This window comes from Pseudoalteromonas ruthenica, from assembly GCF_008808095.1.
Taxonomy (GTDB): Bacteria; Pseudomonadota; Gammaproteobacteria; order Enterobacterales; family Alteromonadaceae; genus Pseudoalteromonas; species Pseudoalteromonas ruthenica.
The window spans coordinates 2,552,514-2,566,785 of the sequence record NZ_CP023396.1 but is presented as its reverse complement, the minus strand read 5'-3'; the positions used below and the strand labels follow the sequence as shown (position 1 = coordinate 2,566,785).

Annotated in this window: 11 protein-coding genes; all 11 read right to left on the bottom strand. The window is 42.6% G+C overall.

All coding sequences use genetic code 11. From position 1 onward, the window contains the following. Positions 1 to 61: 61 nt before the first annotated feature. The 11 genes from PRUTH_RS11920 to PRUTH_RS11870 all read right to left on the bottom strand — a co-directional run bounded on the left by PRUTH_RS11920 (position 62) and on the right by PRUTH_RS11870 (position 14,216). The gene (locus PRUTH_RS11920; RefSeq protein ID WP_045980683.1) at positions 62 to 1,186 is read right to left on the bottom strand and encodes a hypothetical protein; all 1,125 of its coding nucleotides are present in this window, start codon (positions 1,184 to 1,186) and stop codon (positions 62 to 64) included. Next, positions 1,186 to 2,949, bottom strand: coding sequence for an AAA family ATPase (locus PRUTH_RS11915; protein ID WP_045980684.1), 1,764 nt, complete (start codon positions 2,947 to 2,949; stop codon positions 1,186 to 1,188). Before PRUTH_RS11915 ends, PRUTH_RS11920 begins: the two co-directional genes overlap by 1 nt. Further along, on the bottom strand, positions 2,949 to 4,475 hold the full coding sequence (locus PRUTH_RS11910; RefSeq protein ID WP_151173349.1) for a restriction endonuclease subunit S: 1,527 nt from the start codon (positions 4,473 to 4,475) through the stop codon (positions 2,949 to 2,951). Before PRUTH_RS11910 ends, PRUTH_RS11915 begins: the two co-directional genes overlap by 1 nt. Further along, entirely contained in the window at positions 4,468 to 6,135 is a 1,668-nt protein-coding gene (locus tag PRUTH_RS11905; RefSeq protein WP_045980686.1) for a class I SAM-dependent DNA methyltransferase, read from the bottom strand. Before PRUTH_RS11905 ends, PRUTH_RS11910 begins: the two co-directional genes overlap by 8 nt. Positions 6,136 to 6,162: 27 nt before the next feature. Further along, entirely contained in the window at positions 6,163 to 7,242 is a 1,080-nt protein-coding gene (locus PRUTH_RS11900; protein ID WP_045980687.1) for a Fic family protein, read from the bottom strand. A gap of 116 nt (positions 7,243 to 7,358) precedes the next feature. Next, entirely contained in the window at positions 7,359 to 10,889 is a 3,531-nt protein-coding gene (gene hsdR / locus PRUTH_RS11895; protein ID WP_151173348.1) for a type I restriction-modification system endonuclease, read from the bottom strand. Between the two features lie 465 nt (positions 10,890 to 11,354). After that, positions 11,355 to 11,723: a PM1101 family membrane protein gene (locus PRUTH_RS11890; RefSeq protein ID WP_045980689.1), complete on the bottom strand. Its 369-nt coding sequence runs from the start codon at positions 11,721 to 11,723 to the stop codon at positions 11,355 to 11,357. Between the two features lie 328 nt (positions 11,724 to 12,051). Next, positions 12,052 to 12,588, bottom strand: a complete 537-nt coding sequence (locus tag PRUTH_RS19360; protein ID WP_045980690.1) for an HGGxSTG domain-containing protein — start codon at positions 12,586 to 12,588, stop codon at positions 12,052 to 12,054. Continuing rightward, positions 12,575 to 13,582 (bottom strand): YagK/YfjJ domain-containing protein, encoded by a 1,008-nt coding sequence (locus tag PRUTH_RS11880; protein ID WP_052698308.1) that lies wholly within the window; start codon positions 13,580 to 13,582, stop codon positions 12,575 to 12,577. The genes PRUTH_RS19360 and PRUTH_RS11880 overlap by 14 nt, the downstream gene beginning before the upstream one ends. A gap of 179 nt (positions 13,583 to 13,761) precedes the next feature. After that, the gene (locus tag PRUTH_RS11875) at positions 13,762 to 13,986 is read right to left on the bottom strand and encodes a helix-turn-helix transcriptional regulator (protein WP_045980691.1); all 225 of its coding nucleotides are present in this window, start codon (positions 13,984 to 13,986) and stop codon (positions 13,762 to 13,764) included. Beyond that, positions 13,983 to 14,216 carry a helix-turn-helix transcriptional regulator gene (locus tag PRUTH_RS11870; protein ID WP_045980692.1) on the bottom strand — a complete coding sequence of 78 codons (234 nt, stop codon included), beginning with the start codon at positions 14,214 to 14,216 and terminating at the stop codon, positions 13,983 to 13,985. Before PRUTH_RS11870 ends, PRUTH_RS11875 begins: the two co-directional genes overlap by 4 nt. Between the last annotated feature and the right edge of the window lie 56 nt (positions 14,217 to 14,272).

Genomic DNA, 14,272 nt, shown 5'->3' with positions numbered 1-14,272 from the left:
GTTTTTAAAGGTTTGGTAACCGCTATGGTAACCGTTTTTTCTTATAAAGGTTCATTTGTGGCTATGGTGGGTTCAGAATGTAATCACCACCATCAGTAGCTTGTTGTTGAATGAACTCCCACTTAGCGGCAAAAGGAGCTACGTCGATCTGGTCCAGCTCAGCAAATAACTTCTGATACCAGAATGCCCATTCCTTCCTTTTTAGCGTATTGGGAGATAGGGGCTGGGCTTTATCGATTATTCTTTCTCTTACATCTGCTAGGCTATTTGGATTAAGCTCATCTTCTATTATTGCTTCTAAAGAGCGAAATTGTCCTTCAACTCGATTGCGTATTTCATAGACTTCATCCCAAGTAGTGAGTTTATTTAATATAGTATCGTCAGGAGCGTTCCAGTTTACTTTTATAGTAGGCTCAGGATCATGAAGTTGCTCCAATGCAATATTGATAAAGGTTTTTGCTTCTTCGGTAGCGGGATAAAATGCCAAACGGTCAGTGCCATCTTTGTGTCTAAATAAGTCTTTTGCCTTTTTTGCATCTTGATTGCACACATCACAGAGGGGGATCAGATTGTCTGGATGTACAGCAAATAAAGGGTATTTTGATTTGCATAACTGGTGGTCGTAATCTGCACGCCACTGATCACCATCGGGCACTCCGGCTCTGAATGGGGCCAGTTTTTCCATGCCGCAAGCTTTGCAAACATTGCCGTTAATCAACTGATCACGAAAGTCATTAAAGTGTGCGGTGATGTTTGTACCACCGGAGGCTGCAATAACAGGGTCTAAATCTTTTGTTGAGCAATATAGGTGAGTGGATAATTTCTTGAAGGCTTTTCGGCTTGGTTCGTCCATAAAATCAAGTAAACTTCTTTGGGGAGCATCAAAGAATGCTTGAAGATCTTGAGTGTCTCGCATCAACTCAAATAGCTGTTGTCTTATATCTTCATCAGCTTCATTTAAAGCTACAAATAACTCTTGAAATTTGTCTCTTGTCAGGCCGCTTTTGGCTCTAGCATCGTTCTCTTGAGCATTATCCCAGCAAGCTTGTCCAACAGCCCCCTGATTAAATAGAGCTCGGCTAAATGTATTTGTAGTAACAGCTTGTTCCAGGAAGTATAGAAGCTCTTCATTAAGCAATCTAAATACTTCAAAGCTTGGTGTATTGGGGTCTAAACGAAACAGCATTATTGACTCAATTTCCTTATCAAGTAGGCTTTTTCAGCAGACAAGCCTAGGTTGTCTTCAATCCACTCTTTTGCGTGGGTGTCCCCTTTTTCTAACTGCTCTCTGATTTCATCTATAACGCTTTGCGATATTAATGAGCGTAACTCGAAAAAGTCTTTAATTAATACATCAAATGAGGCGCCATAGGTCTCTTTTTGAACTGGCTGAAAGTTTATCTCTTCTTTGCCTTTGCGGCTAAACAAGAACACATTGCTGCGCTTAAGTGAGGACACCATGAATGGGGAGTGAGTTGATACGAACACCTGCGAATTTGTTTCTTTACCTTCGCCCATTAATGCCTTTGTTAAATAAGTATGAAACATTGTTCGCCAAGCTGGGTTTAAATGTGTTTCAGGCTCATCAAAAAGGAATAACGTATTTTCATTGGTGTATAGCTTTATAATGGCCAATACTTGCAATAGTTGAGACTCGCCATCAGATAATTCTTCATAGGCAACTTCATTGAGATCATCACCAGTCAACATCAAACGTTTAGACATAAGGGGAAGTCTTACTTTGAGGGGTTTCTTAACCGTACCAATGAAGCCATTTTTCTCTAGGTATTTTCGGCCATGTGAATTAACGTTTTTCATGCCAAGTTGCTGTGCTTTGTATAAGCGCTCAAATAATCTGAATGGGTCATAGGTACCAAACGTTGATAGTTTACTTTCAAAAGCTAAACGTTTTAGGTCAAGACTAATAATGCCTTTTAAAGAGTCTAACTCGTAATAATCATACTCTTCAGTGGTCGTATTGACGCCGGTGTATTTGATGGCTCCGCCTGTTGATTCAGCTATTCTGATAAATGACCTTACATCATCAACGATTTCATCGGTAACGTGAGACAGAGTAAAATCAAACTCTAGCTGTAGCAACGTAGGAGTCGTGTAAGTAAGGCTCGTTAAATTTTCTTTTTTAGATCTACTCTTCTTAAAAAGGGCATTAAACCGAAAATCACTTAAGGCAACGGCAAATTGAGCACTGTCGTAGTCTAGGTAAATAAAATTAGATAGATGCGTTGTCGTTTCGGGTAACTCTTGCTCATCTTCTAGATATTCTGCGGTATTGTAGGTAAACAAGTAAGGATGGTTTCGTTTGTATTTTTTCAGTAGTTCTTTTTTATTTTTTTGATAAGTGTTAAATGAAAGCTCTGTATCATTAAGATTTTGCTCGTAACCAATATCCAACTTTCGCTTTTCCTTGTGATATCGAGCACGCGCTCTTAATGCTTTGAATAATTGGTTAGCATTTTTTAAAAACGGCCTTTGTAGATTTTCATTTAAGCCTGAGGAGTAACCAACAACATAGGGCAGTGTTAATTGTTCTATATCTATGTTGTTTATTTGTCCCTGCTGCTCAACCTTAATTTTTGGTTTGCCGTTAGCATTGACTGCGACGGTAAATATAGGGTCCGTAAAGCCTTCCTCAACTCGAAGCTTTTGACCAAATACAGTTGTTTTGTCAAATGGTGATTGATTGACATAACCTTTCATGCTGTAAATTAGGGTGAAATCAAAAGCAAGATGGCCCTTATTTTTGAAATCATCTCGTTGTAGCCTTTCTAAGTATGCAAAACATTCAGCGATCAGCTCCAGCAACTGAGATTTCCCTGAACCGTTTAACCCAATAAAAGCAATTACATTATCTGTGGTGCTTTCAAAGTTAAAGAGGCGATTTCTTAGGCCTTTATATTCTCCATCTAATCTCAGTGACAGTAAGCGCATTACACTTTTTTCCTTGTGTGTATTTTCTTCTTTGGCTTTAGCTTTTCTCGCTCAGCTTTGATCTTTGCTAGCAAGGCTTCGGCGGAGTTGTCACCGCTGATGAGGTCCGGATTTTGTTCGCGCCATTTGGCGGTGAGCTCACCACGGAATGCTTTGGCGAGGATCGATTGAGTCAGCTTATTTACACGCTCTTGGGCGGCGTTCACTTCGGCTTCGATTTTGTCAGCATAGGCAAAGAGTTTTTCTGCGCGCCTGACGATTTCGGTTTGTTCTGCAATACTAGGTAGAGGACAAGGAGCGGAACAAAGCCTCGATTTATTAATAATGGCTGCATTCACAACTGCACTTGAAGTTTTATTCAACCATGAATGAAGAGTTTTTGACCAAAAAAACAAAAACTCAGGTAATACTACTTGAGTCGGTATTAACGCATTAATCTGTTGATTGAAAGCTACTTCCTTATCAACTAAACCAACTTTACCAATTGTTCCAATACAGACAATCATTATTGAACCATAAGGTAAAATAGTCGTCTTACTTGTTCCTTCTTGTGTTACGTGTCTCTCCGGCGAAGTTAAACGTCCTTCATTAGTGATTTGAGAAGGACTTATGAAGGGAATATCACCATTCCAGTAAGACTCTTCTGTAGTCTTGGGCGTTTTACCTGTAACAGCAACGGAAACACTATCTAAATTTGTACTAACCCATTCTTCAGGAATATGTTTAATCAGGGTGAGGTCAAACTCGTCCAAAGTTTGCTCTGTAGGCTCTTTATATTTTTTTGCAATTTGCTCAATCTTATATGATACGCCCTTCCGTACAGCAGCTTTTACTTGTTCATCAATCCAAGTCTGTTTGCGTTTCTCATGGACTTCGTTGATTGAAACTGTCAGTTCCTCCAAAGCTCTTGTTGAACGCCACTCTTCTGTCAATTTGCCGCTGACGGCGGCGGCGAGGACGGATTGGCGGAAGCGTTTTAGGGTGTCGGGGACGGCGCCGAGGTGTGCTTTGATGCTATCGACTTTCGCTAGTAGCTTATCCAGCTTTTCTGCAATGACTTTCTGTTCAGCGAGTGGTGGGAGAACAAACGGAGCTGCGTTACCATCTCTTGTTCCAAGCCGTGGCATATTCACACCGTAGCTCACTTCATTTACATAAGATAAAAACTTATCTCCTTTTAACCAATAAAAGAGGTATCTATTATCGACATATGGACTCGCATCCATAGGGATGATTTCTGTAGTTGCAACACCCTCTTGATCAGCAATAATCACTTTATCTAAATATGGGCGTAGCTTACCGTAAAGCACATCTCCTGATTTGAATTTATTCTTCGTACTTTTAAATTGTCTTTCTGCCGCATCAACCCTTTTTATCAGCTTTGAAGATTCCTTTTGTATATCTTCAAGCTCTAACACCCAAGTTGAAGAACTTACATCTTCTAGGCGGCATTTTTCGGCTTTACCATAGTCAACAATATCGCCAAGAGTAACAGTGCACCATTCGCCTAAAATAGAATTAGTCATCTGCCAGCTCCGCAAGCAACTCATCTAACTCCACCAGCGCACTGGTCAACCCCTCTTTGGCTTCTTGTGCTAACACTTCTGCCGCTGGTAGGTCGGCGGCATCGACACTGTCTTTGTCTTTTAACCAACTGATATCGAGTGAGTCGTTTTTGGTGTCGCTGATCCACTGGCGAGTAAAACAGCGCCAGCGGCTGTGGGCGAGTTTGTCGTCGACGCCTTGGTTTTCGGCGGCCGCTTCTTTATCTACGGCGATTTCTTCTGCGCCAAAACTGTATTCGCCTTGGGTTCGGGCTGCAAGTATAGTGGCTATATCTGATTGTCGCGATAAATCACGACCTACAGGATCAAATGCTTTTTCAAATGCCCCTAAGTGCGGGTCTTTACCAAAATCTTCTGATGCAAAGCCAATATCGGAGTTACCAAAAGGTGTACGTTTACCAAAGCTCGGCATATTGGTGCGTAAGTCATACACCCAAACGTTTTCGGTGCAGTTTTCTTCTTGGTACTTGTCGGTTACTGAGCCTTTCGTGAAAAACAGCACATTGGTTTTTACGCCTTGGGCGTAGAAGATGCCAGTAGGCAAGCGCAGTATGGTATGTAAGTTACACTTGTTCATAAGGTCGCGGCGCACCTCTGTGCCGACGCCCGCTTCAAACAACACGTTATCAGGCAATACCACAGCGGCACGGCCGCCTGGCTTTAGGTTGCGGTAAATGTGCTGTAAAAATGCCAGTTGTTTGTTTCCTGTTTTGTAGGTGAGGTCGTCACGGGTATTGCTGGCTTCGCCGCCTTTACTGGTGCCAAATGGCGGGTTAGCTAAAATGATATCTGCGCTTTCTAGGGCTTTACCTGCATCACCGAGTGCATTGCCTAAGTGCACCACGCCTTCTTCATCGCCTTCCATACCGTGCAACAAACAATTCATCAACGATAAGCGGCGGGTGTTGGGTACGAGCTCAATGCCTACAAAGGCTTTATTCTTTTGGTATTCGGCGTCTTTAGGGCTTAAATCAAAATAGTCGTCGGTTTGCTCGCGCATGTATTGATCTGCTGCGACCAAAAAGCCTGCGGTGCCTGCTGCTGGGTCTTGGATTACTTCGCCTGTTTGAGGCTTGATGCAACGCACCATTGAGTTAATAAGAGCGCGGGGTGTGAAATATTGTCCCGCACCAGATTTAGTCTCGCTGGCGTTTTTTTCTAATAAGCCTTCATATAAGTCACCTAGGCCGTCTTTTTGCGCACTAAACCAGTCTATTTGGTCCAACGTTTTAATCATTTGTTCTAAATGACGCGGCTCACGCAGGCGGGTTTGTGCATCAGCATAAATAGCACTGATCAATGGGTCTTCGTGTACCTGAACTTCTTTGGTTTGGCCTGGGTTTTCTGGGTCTGCTTCAAGGCGTTTACCCGTTGAAAGCGCAAACAAAATAGCTTTGTAATCATTAAGTAAGTTGATACCTGACTTTTCGCTAATGTCTTGCCAGCGGCAGCCCTCTGGCAGCGGGTGTTTTTTTAACACGCCTGCTTCGGTGTTTTCGTGCACCATTTTAATAAAAAGAAGCAGTACGAGTTCAGTGACATAGTCGCTGTAGTTAATGCCGTCGTCACGTAATACGTCACACAGGTTCCAGAGTTTTTGTACGATGTCGTTATTAGTCATGATGTTCTCAGAATTAGTAATTAGGCGTTAGCCGTGGGCAACCAGTAGGGCGCACAAAGGCTCGTTAATATAGTAATTAGCACGGCCTACTTTTTGTTTGGTTAAAAAGCCGTGTTCCACCAGCTGCTCCAGATATTTGGTGGCGGTAATGCGAGTGACACCGAGTTCCTCGACAATAAAGTCTATCTTGGTGTAGGGGTGGTTAAATAGGTTGTTGAGTAAGTCTTGGCTGTAAATTTTAGGAAGCTGCTCTCTAATACCATGTTTTACTTCTGCCATAAGGTGTTTCATAGCGGTGATCAGTGAAATGGTGTTTTGTGCGGTATCAATGACACCATCAAGCATAAACTCTAGCCAAGGCTCCCAATTGCCGCTATCGCGCACTGCTTGTAGGTTGGCGTAGTAATCAGCTTTGTTTTTAATCACAAACCGGCTGAGATATAGCACTGGTAAGTTAAGTAAATCTTTGGTGACTAAATACAGAATATTCAAAATACGCCCGGTACGGCCATTACCATCGTAAAACGGATGAATGCTCTCAAATTGGTGGTGAATTATAGCCATTTTAACGAGTGGGTCGGCATCGCATAGTTCATCGTTATTGATAAACTGCACAAGGTTGTCCATAAGTTTTGTGATTTCATCTGCGTGTTGTGGTGGGGTGTAAACCACTTCACCTGTGCGTGCATTTTTTAGATCGGTACCGGGCAGTTTACGCAGCCCGGCGTTGTTATGTTCCAGATTTCGTTGAATAGCCAGGATGTCATCAAGGCGAATAAGTTTGCTTTTACGCGCTGTTTCGAACCCTTGTTTTAAAGCAACGGCATAGTCTTGTACTTCTTTTGTGGCAGGGTTGGTTACCGCTTCTTCAAAGAGGCTTGCCTTATAAAGCTCATCGTGAGTTGTGACGATGTTCTCTACTTCTGAACTGTCTTTTGCTTCTTGCAGGGACAAGGTGTTAATTAAAATGGCTTCATTGGGAATGCTCGCGGCAACGCCTTTAAGTTCAGCAAGGTACCGGTGCGCAGTCGCTGTCTTTTTTAGCACCGCGCGCGTTTCCCATTGTTCGATATTAGAGAGCGGCAAGGGCGCTATGGGCGTAGTCATGGTTAAATTAATTCCTTTTCTATGCTTATCAGTTTCAAAATGTATAAATTGCTTGAAAAATTATACATTACCGCTCTGACATGTATAGTAATTCCAATTATCTATACATTAGCTAACTAAGCACTTTTTGGTGACCAAATTGAATCACTGAGTTCACTTAATACGGTATCAAGCTGATTATTAAGTACCTTATCGAACTGTTTAGCGCCACCTTGTTGACCGAAGCGGTTATTAACAAACGCTCTATCAACGATCACTTCATGTACTAACTGTTTGGCTAAGCGCTCAAGCCATTTGCGTTGGTTAGGGGTCCATAAGTGGCTTTGATAAATTTGCTGCATGGCTTGGGCAACACGCTGCTCAAAGGGGATGAGAGGCTCGCCTAAAGCCGCACGACGAATGTGGCCAACAATGCTAGCCGCTATGTCTTGGTTCGTTTGATTACGAACCGCGCTTTGCAGCTTAGCTTCTGAATAGCCCGCTCCATCTAGTAACAGGTTCACTTCAGTTAATTGCTCACGAGTAAGGTCTCTAGGTTTATTAACCACGGTAGATAGCGCGATGCTTTGATTGAGCTGTTCTTTAACAAACTCATTGAAACTTTCTAAGTAATCTTCAGGTTTCTTGTGTTCGCCCCAGCTCTGTGTTCGTTCACGTATTTCATCATGATGTTCGGAAATGATTGGCTGGCGTTCGCTTCCTAATAGGCTCTTTACTTGGTCAAGCTGGTGGACTAGTCCATTATGCTTGGTGATGAAGGTCGCTGCTTGTTTTGGGCCTAGTTCATGCAGGTGTTTATGCAGCTTTTTCGGTTCTACCCCCCAAAGGTTTTGCAGTTCATCAAGTTTTTGCTTTAGCTCCGGCTTTGCTTCAGCTTGCTTTTCTGCCTTGCGAAGTACACGCATTACTTTTTGGCTCAGTTGGCTAAGCACGACATCGGCATGGTTTTGTTCAGGCGTGTCACCTGGGGAGTTAAGTGCCTGCTCTAATTGCTCTGGGGTGGTAATTTCATCCACCAGCTGTTCGAGGGTGATATTTGGGTCTTTAACCAAAGGTTTCATGGTGTTTACATCAGCGAGCGCTGCGTATATGTCCACAGGGTCATAAATGCGGAACACTGTTTTACCAATTTCATCACAACGGCGGGTGGCTCGGCCAATCATTTGTTCGTACAAAATACGCGACTTCACTCTACGCATGAATACTAGGTTACAAACTTTAGGTACATCAATACCTGTTGTTAGCAGGTCCACAGTAATGGCTATATTTGGATATCGCTCATTCTTAAACTGCCTAATTCTTTGTTCAACTTTATCCGAGTCACCTTTAATCACCTCAACAGCTGATTGGTTATATTCACCGTTATAGAGTGCTTTGAATGCGTCATCCAGTAATCGCTTCATCATGTCAGCATGAAGACCGTTTTTAGAGGGGGCGCAAAATATAATCGTTTTCTCTTCCCCGAAAGGGTCCAGCTCTTGAACAAGTTGTTCGCAGATAACTCTGTTGAAGTTCTCACTAATTACTTTGCGATTGAATGCATCAATCTCAAAATCGAGCTCATCGTCAAGGTCAGCCAGTTCGATTTCGCCGGTTTGCATATTGATGGACTGAACGCTGTCCCCCTTGTCGAAATGTATTCCGTTTTGGGTTAATAAGGTTTCATAGCGAATGGGAGTTTCGTGATCAATCAACCAATCTTCAGCGACTGCCTCGCGGTATGAGTAGGTGTAGACGGGCTTGCCGAAAATCTCACTGGTGTGTTTAGCCGGGGTCGCGGTGAGTGCAACTTTTACTGCGTCGAAGTAGTCTAGAACCCGCCGGTAACTTGATGGATATTGGCTTGCGTCTCGTGTAGCAAGCTCGCCCTCTGTCATTTCTTGATCCAGCGTATAGCCTCGGTGTGCTTCGTCAATAATGATGCAGTCAAATTGATCGAGTGTAGGAGGGTTGTCACTCCTAAAGATGCGATTAACCATTGCTTGCACTGTAGCAACTTGTACTCGGGTTTCTGCTTCAGCGGCCATATCGCCGAGCTCTGCTACATTATATATTTTTGAAAGCGTGTGGTTTTGCTCTAGCGGTGCTTCATTAAACGCGTCTAACGCCTGCTGTCCTAGCGATGTACGGTCGACTAAAAATAAAATGCGCTTAAAGCGCTCTGCTTTTAAGAAGCGGTACATTAAACCAATAATGGTACGTGTTTTTCCTGTGCCGGTAGCCATAGCGAGCAAAGCGCGGCGTTCGTTGTTTGCAAGTGTTTGCTCAACAGCACTAATGGCCTTTTTCTGGTACTCCCGTAACTTTAGATAACCAAATGGCTCTTTAGCTAACTTATCCTGAGCAATCACCTTACTTCGTTTCAGCAAATCAGTAAGGCCATCAGGTGTATGAAAAGTAGTTAGTGCACGCTTTATATTTGAAGGTTCACGCACATCGCGGAACCATGTTCCTGATTGCTCCGCTAGTTGGGGAACATACGGGCGGCCATTGCATGAATAGACAAAGGGAACTTTATAGTGGCCATCTACCTCATCGGGCCAAGCGATGGTCATTCCTTGTAGCTCCCAAGCGGGTGTAAGAGGGGGAGTAACTGCTAGACCTTTGCTGTAGCGCTCTGCTTGTGAAATTTTGCCTGCAACATTAATGTTTTCTTTTTTTGCTTCTACTACTGCTATAGGGGTTAAACCTGCAAACAAAATGTAGTCTGCTCGGCCTTTTTCGCCATTATGAAATGTAGGCCATTCTGCAATGGCGATGTTTTTGCCTTTTTGTGGTCGAGTTCCATTTTTATAGGTGAGCTCTTGACTATCAGCTTGCCAATTCGCTTCAATCAGTTGTTGATCGATTAATATCCGCGTTAATGCTTCGTCTAATACAATGTGTTGGCTCGCAGCTTGAGTACTACGACTGAGTTGTTGTTTCTGGCTTGTTTGTGACTTTTCATCTTGTGCAGCCAATTGAGCTTGTAGCGCCCTGATTTTGGCTTCGTAATCTTGCTGCTGTTGGGCTAAGGCTTGCTCATGACAAGCGGCTTGTTGTGCTAATGCTCTCGACTCATTATCCATTTCAAGTGCTAATTGCTCATATTCGCTTTTTTCTTTTGCTATTAATTCATTGAGCTGGTGGCTGGAATCTAGATCGAGATTAGCTTTGTGCAAGTCGTTTTTAAGGTTAGCTATCTCATTTTGAAGCTTACGTAGTTGCTCACTTGGGTCAGTTGGTGCCACGAAAGGTCCTGGCTTAAATTGTGTTCCTGACTTGCCAAATGATTGATGAAACCAAATTGCTAATTTACGAGCTACGACCAACCCGTTAATTGCTTCTTTGTGCTTAGTTTTAAATTGATGAGTCGCTTTATTGCCTTCAATCCTAAGGGTATGAAATAACTCTCTTACAACGGCTTCAAGTTTTAACTCACGGTTGATTTTGTATAGTAAGTCAGCCTGGGTTGTTTGTTCATCGAACTGGATTCCGGCTAACGCTGCAATATGCTGTGCAAGGGCTTCACCCAATTGGCGTAGCTTTATTAATGTTGTGTTTGGGTCGCTCGCGAAAGCGCGCTCTGCCGATAAAGTTAGTTCGGCAAATAAAGGGTCATGTTCTGCGAGGAATCCGAAATTGCCATTTTGGTGAGACGCTGACATGTGCTAAAACTCCATTTAACCTTTAAGCCTACCAACAAATTAATTTTGGCATTTAGCTTTGTGCATTGGATGAGTTGGGCCTATCCATGCATCATCATGATAATGATTACATTAACATTATTAAAAGAGTTCTCAACTTTTTAGTCAACAATGTGGGCATAGATGTCGAGAGAAAGGTGCTTTGTAGGTGCATAGCCTTTTAAAACGTTCTAAGGTCAGTATACCAAGGTCGGGGTTTTCAATAGCGAGCCTTCACCAACTTTTTTCAGCTTGTCTACCTGGCGACTTTGAGGGCATTCAATCACTAACTTTGGTTACGAAAATGGCAGTTTAAGAGGTACGTGCCTTTAATTCATGTGGGGTTGAGATAAGGCACGCAATAATGCCTAAGTAAGGCATATATTGAGATGAATTAAGAGTAAAAATTCTAGTTTATAGAAGTATGCCCTGGGGGCATTGAGCCCCTTAAGTTGGTTGCTTGGGTGTTCTTTTCAATTTGAAAACTCCGTTCAACTCTACTTGCTCCCAGTCAGTAAATAAGCTAATTACGACCGTTCCGCCAATCGCTATAACCAGTCCTGCAATTGTGGTTGCAGCAACGGAGGTGCCAGCTGAAGAAAAAAAAGCAGCAGTTGGTACACTCGCCCCACCTGTAACAGGGATTAGAGGTATGGCTACTAATATAGCACCCACCGCGAGAGGTCCAGCCTGTTTGATGACCTTGATAGCCTTTAACTTTTTGGCTAAAGAAGCATCATCTATAATGATTTCTGTGGCATCAGAGTTTATAGCTTCCTTTAACTCCTCTTTATTGCTTGCAGTTACAACTTTCATATTTTCTCCCTTTCGTCTATCTGCACTTCTTACATTGACTCTGATTAGTAACGCCACTGTTCATTGTTCTGTAGCCAAAGATAGCCTTTAGTTCAGATTCTGTATTAGCAACAGCTCCACATTTTGGGCATTTGTGAGGTAACTGGATTTTTCCTGACATGAACTTTCCTTTTCATAAGACATTTGTATTGTATAAGTAACGACACCAAGCATTAGCTTAAACTACATTTATAAAAAAATACAATGACGTAATATTACGTTTATACAATTTACCTTGAATTAGTTGCACCAACTCAAGGAGGAAGTAATCAAACAAAACTGCCACCTTTTAGAGTGTCGATTGTTTATTTATTAGCACCCCCTTTTTTTGGGGGGAGCTAATTTGCCGTTGGAAATATGGCGCCTTAGCGGTTTTGGTATGAATGTGAAAATGAAGATGGTTGGCATCATTATCCATGTAGAAAGCATCCAATGCTGATTGGATGACAATGAAAGCGTCTGAGCCGTAGTGTTCCAAAATTCGGTATTTAAAACACTCTAATGCAACTCTGTGCTCCCTTACTACACTAATGACTTCTGCTTGGTTAGGTTTCTCTTGAGCTGCTAAGTCTGCTAGCTGTATGAACGCGAGTTGAGATCTGTGGAGTAACTCTAAATCATACCCCTTCATTAGGTACCACCTAGCACCATTTTTGATTGAATTAGCTCGCACAGCAAGCTTTCCCTCAATAGTCTTAGCGCCAGTAGAGTTACCCCCGTGTAATTTACAACGGCCATTGCGTTTATTGCCCCTTCTTTTACAAGGAGTACCTTGGCGTGTTTTTGCCCCGCATAAAGGGAGTAACTCTAGGTTAAATCGAGTCATAAATAAGCCCTTGTGAAGTGATCGCTTTCGGTGAAAAGTTTCGGTTCATGGGGTTTGCTTTTTGAAATTTGGTTGGGCTGGACAATTCATCTGCCAAAGCTTTTTCGCAGAAAACGGTATTGCTGACTAATAAATTCAAGGAGTTAAAGTCATGCACCATTTTCAAATTAGGACTATGAGTGATCACTTCTGTTGAATGTGATCGCTGACTTTGAGTGATCACTACTCGGTTCATAGGGTTCTGGTAGGAGTGATGATCGTTATAACAGCTTTCTTTGTTAGTGTCGGAGGTTGTGTGAGACATCACTCCCCCAGCTGTGTTATTGACTTGTTTCTCGAAAGGGAAGCCATGGACGTGGTTTTGATATGTTGCTTTAGGGCAAACAAGCAGCTTGTCGTTATCATGTGAGGTGAATCTGGAATCGCTATAACCTATCTTGCCGAACAAAAACTTGTGTGCCTTACAGTCACGCTCTTTGGTGACTTTTTTCGTAAAGTAACTGAGCCTATAAATTGCCGGCTCAATAGAGGCTTTATCACCCCTTGCTAATAAATAGAAAGGATTCTTCACGTAAGAGGCAACGCCCAGCTTATTAGCTTCCCAGTCGCTTTTAAGGTCCTTACTGACCAGTGCGCTGTGTTTCACCTTATGGCCGCTTAAAAGGAAAGCTGCATGGTAGTGCTGCTTGCAAGAGTGTTGCCGTTCTCTAGTTACGATGTAGCTTACTTTGCAGTCGTAACGTTGCGATAGTTCTTCTCTTTTTCTGCGTAAGAATTTCAGCATTTGCGAGTTATTTGAAGAGTATTCGTTTGGTTTGAAATCAATACGGACAACAACCACCTTAGAGTAGTAAGACAGCATTTGTTCTACTTCTTTAAATACCCGCGTTAATGCTGAGTGATTTTGTTCACCGCATTTAGGTTTATAGACTTTGTAGCTGTGATTCTTATATTTGAAATCGTAGGAATTATTAGTTGTTATTACAAAGGACATAGTATCTGTAACCTATTACGACTTATATTATTTAATATCCGCCGTTGCTAGAGGGAGCTGCGTCAACTTTTGGTCAATGAATATAATGCCTCCACCAGCAAGAGCAGGAGATCTAGTGTGCTTTTTTTAGATCAATCTGTAGCAAAGTGGGTCATCGAAGGGTAAAAAAAAGCAGGCTGTTAACCTGCTCTACTAGCTCTTTCCATCATCCACCTATTCACATCTTGGAAGTGCCATAGCGAGCGGCCATTAATTACTTTGGCTGGTGGTGGGAATTCGCCCGACTTTATCCAGCGGCCTAATGTGGAACGGCTAACATTAAGCAGTCGCTGTAATTCAGGCTTTTTAATTAGGCGAGCCTTGTCTATATACAGAGCTATATCGGGTAGCTTGTGGTCATTCATGATGCTTGCTCCATATCAATCACTTCTCGTGATTGAACAAACTCGAGCAGTTCGCTCAACAACCAGCAGACTCTATCGCTGTCAGCGTGCAGTCTGCGACGTTTAGGGAATTTGCCTTTCTTCTCTAATGCCCAGGCACTAGTGCGAGAAACAGAAGTTATTTTTGCGCGCTCAGCTTCTCTAACTAGTCGATCTGTAAATTGTTGTGTGGGTGCTGATAATTGATTCATGTCGGTTCCCCTTGTTCATCATTATTCGACGGGGAAATATTATTCATATAGGACAT

What these genes read in the sequence shown, in the direction of transcription:
- PRUTH_RS11920 (WP_045980683.1), bottom strand. Translation starts at nt 1,186, where the DNA reads ATGCTGTTTCGTTTAGACCCCAATACACCAAGCTTTGAAGTATTTAGA.
- PRUTH_RS11915 (WP_045980684.1), bottom strand. Translation starts at nt 2,949, where the DNA reads ATGCGCTTACTGTCACTGAGATTAGATGGAGAATATAAAGGCCTAAGA.
- PRUTH_RS11910 (WP_151173349.1), bottom strand. Translation starts at nt 4,475, where the DNA reads ATGACTAATTCTATTTTAGGCGAATGGTGCACTGTTACTCTTGGCGAT.
- PRUTH_RS11905 (WP_045980686.1), bottom strand. Translation starts at nt 6,135, where the DNA reads ATGACTAATAACGACATCGTACAAAAACTCTGGAACCTGTGTGACGTA.
- PRUTH_RS11900 (WP_045980687.1), bottom strand. Translation starts at nt 7,242, where the DNA reads ATGACTACGCCCATAGCGCCCTTGCCGCTCTCTAATATCGAACAATGG.
- hsdR (WP_151173348.1), bottom strand. Translation starts at nt 10,889, where the DNA reads ATGTCAGCGTCTCACCAAAATGGCAATTTCGGATTCCTCGCAGAACAT.
- PRUTH_RS11890 (WP_045980689.1), bottom strand. Translation starts at nt 11,723, where the DNA reads ATGAAAGTTGTAACTGCAAGCAATAAAGAGGAGTTAAAGGAAGCTATA.
- PRUTH_RS19360 (WP_045980690.1), bottom strand. Translation starts at nt 12,588, where the DNA reads ATGACTCGATTTAACCTAGAGTTACTCCCTTTATGCGGGGCAAAAACA.
- PRUTH_RS11880 (WP_052698308.1), bottom strand. Translation starts at nt 13,582, where the DNA reads ATGTCCTTTGTAATAACAACTAATAATTCCTACGATTTCAAATATAAG.
- PRUTH_RS11875 (WP_045980691.1), bottom strand. Translation starts at nt 13,986, where the DNA reads ATGAATGACCACAAGCTACCCGATATAGCTCTGTATATAGACAAGGCT.
- PRUTH_RS11870 (WP_045980692.1), bottom strand. Translation starts at nt 14,216, where the DNA reads ATGAATCAATTATCAGCACCCACACAACAATTTACAGATCGACTAGTT.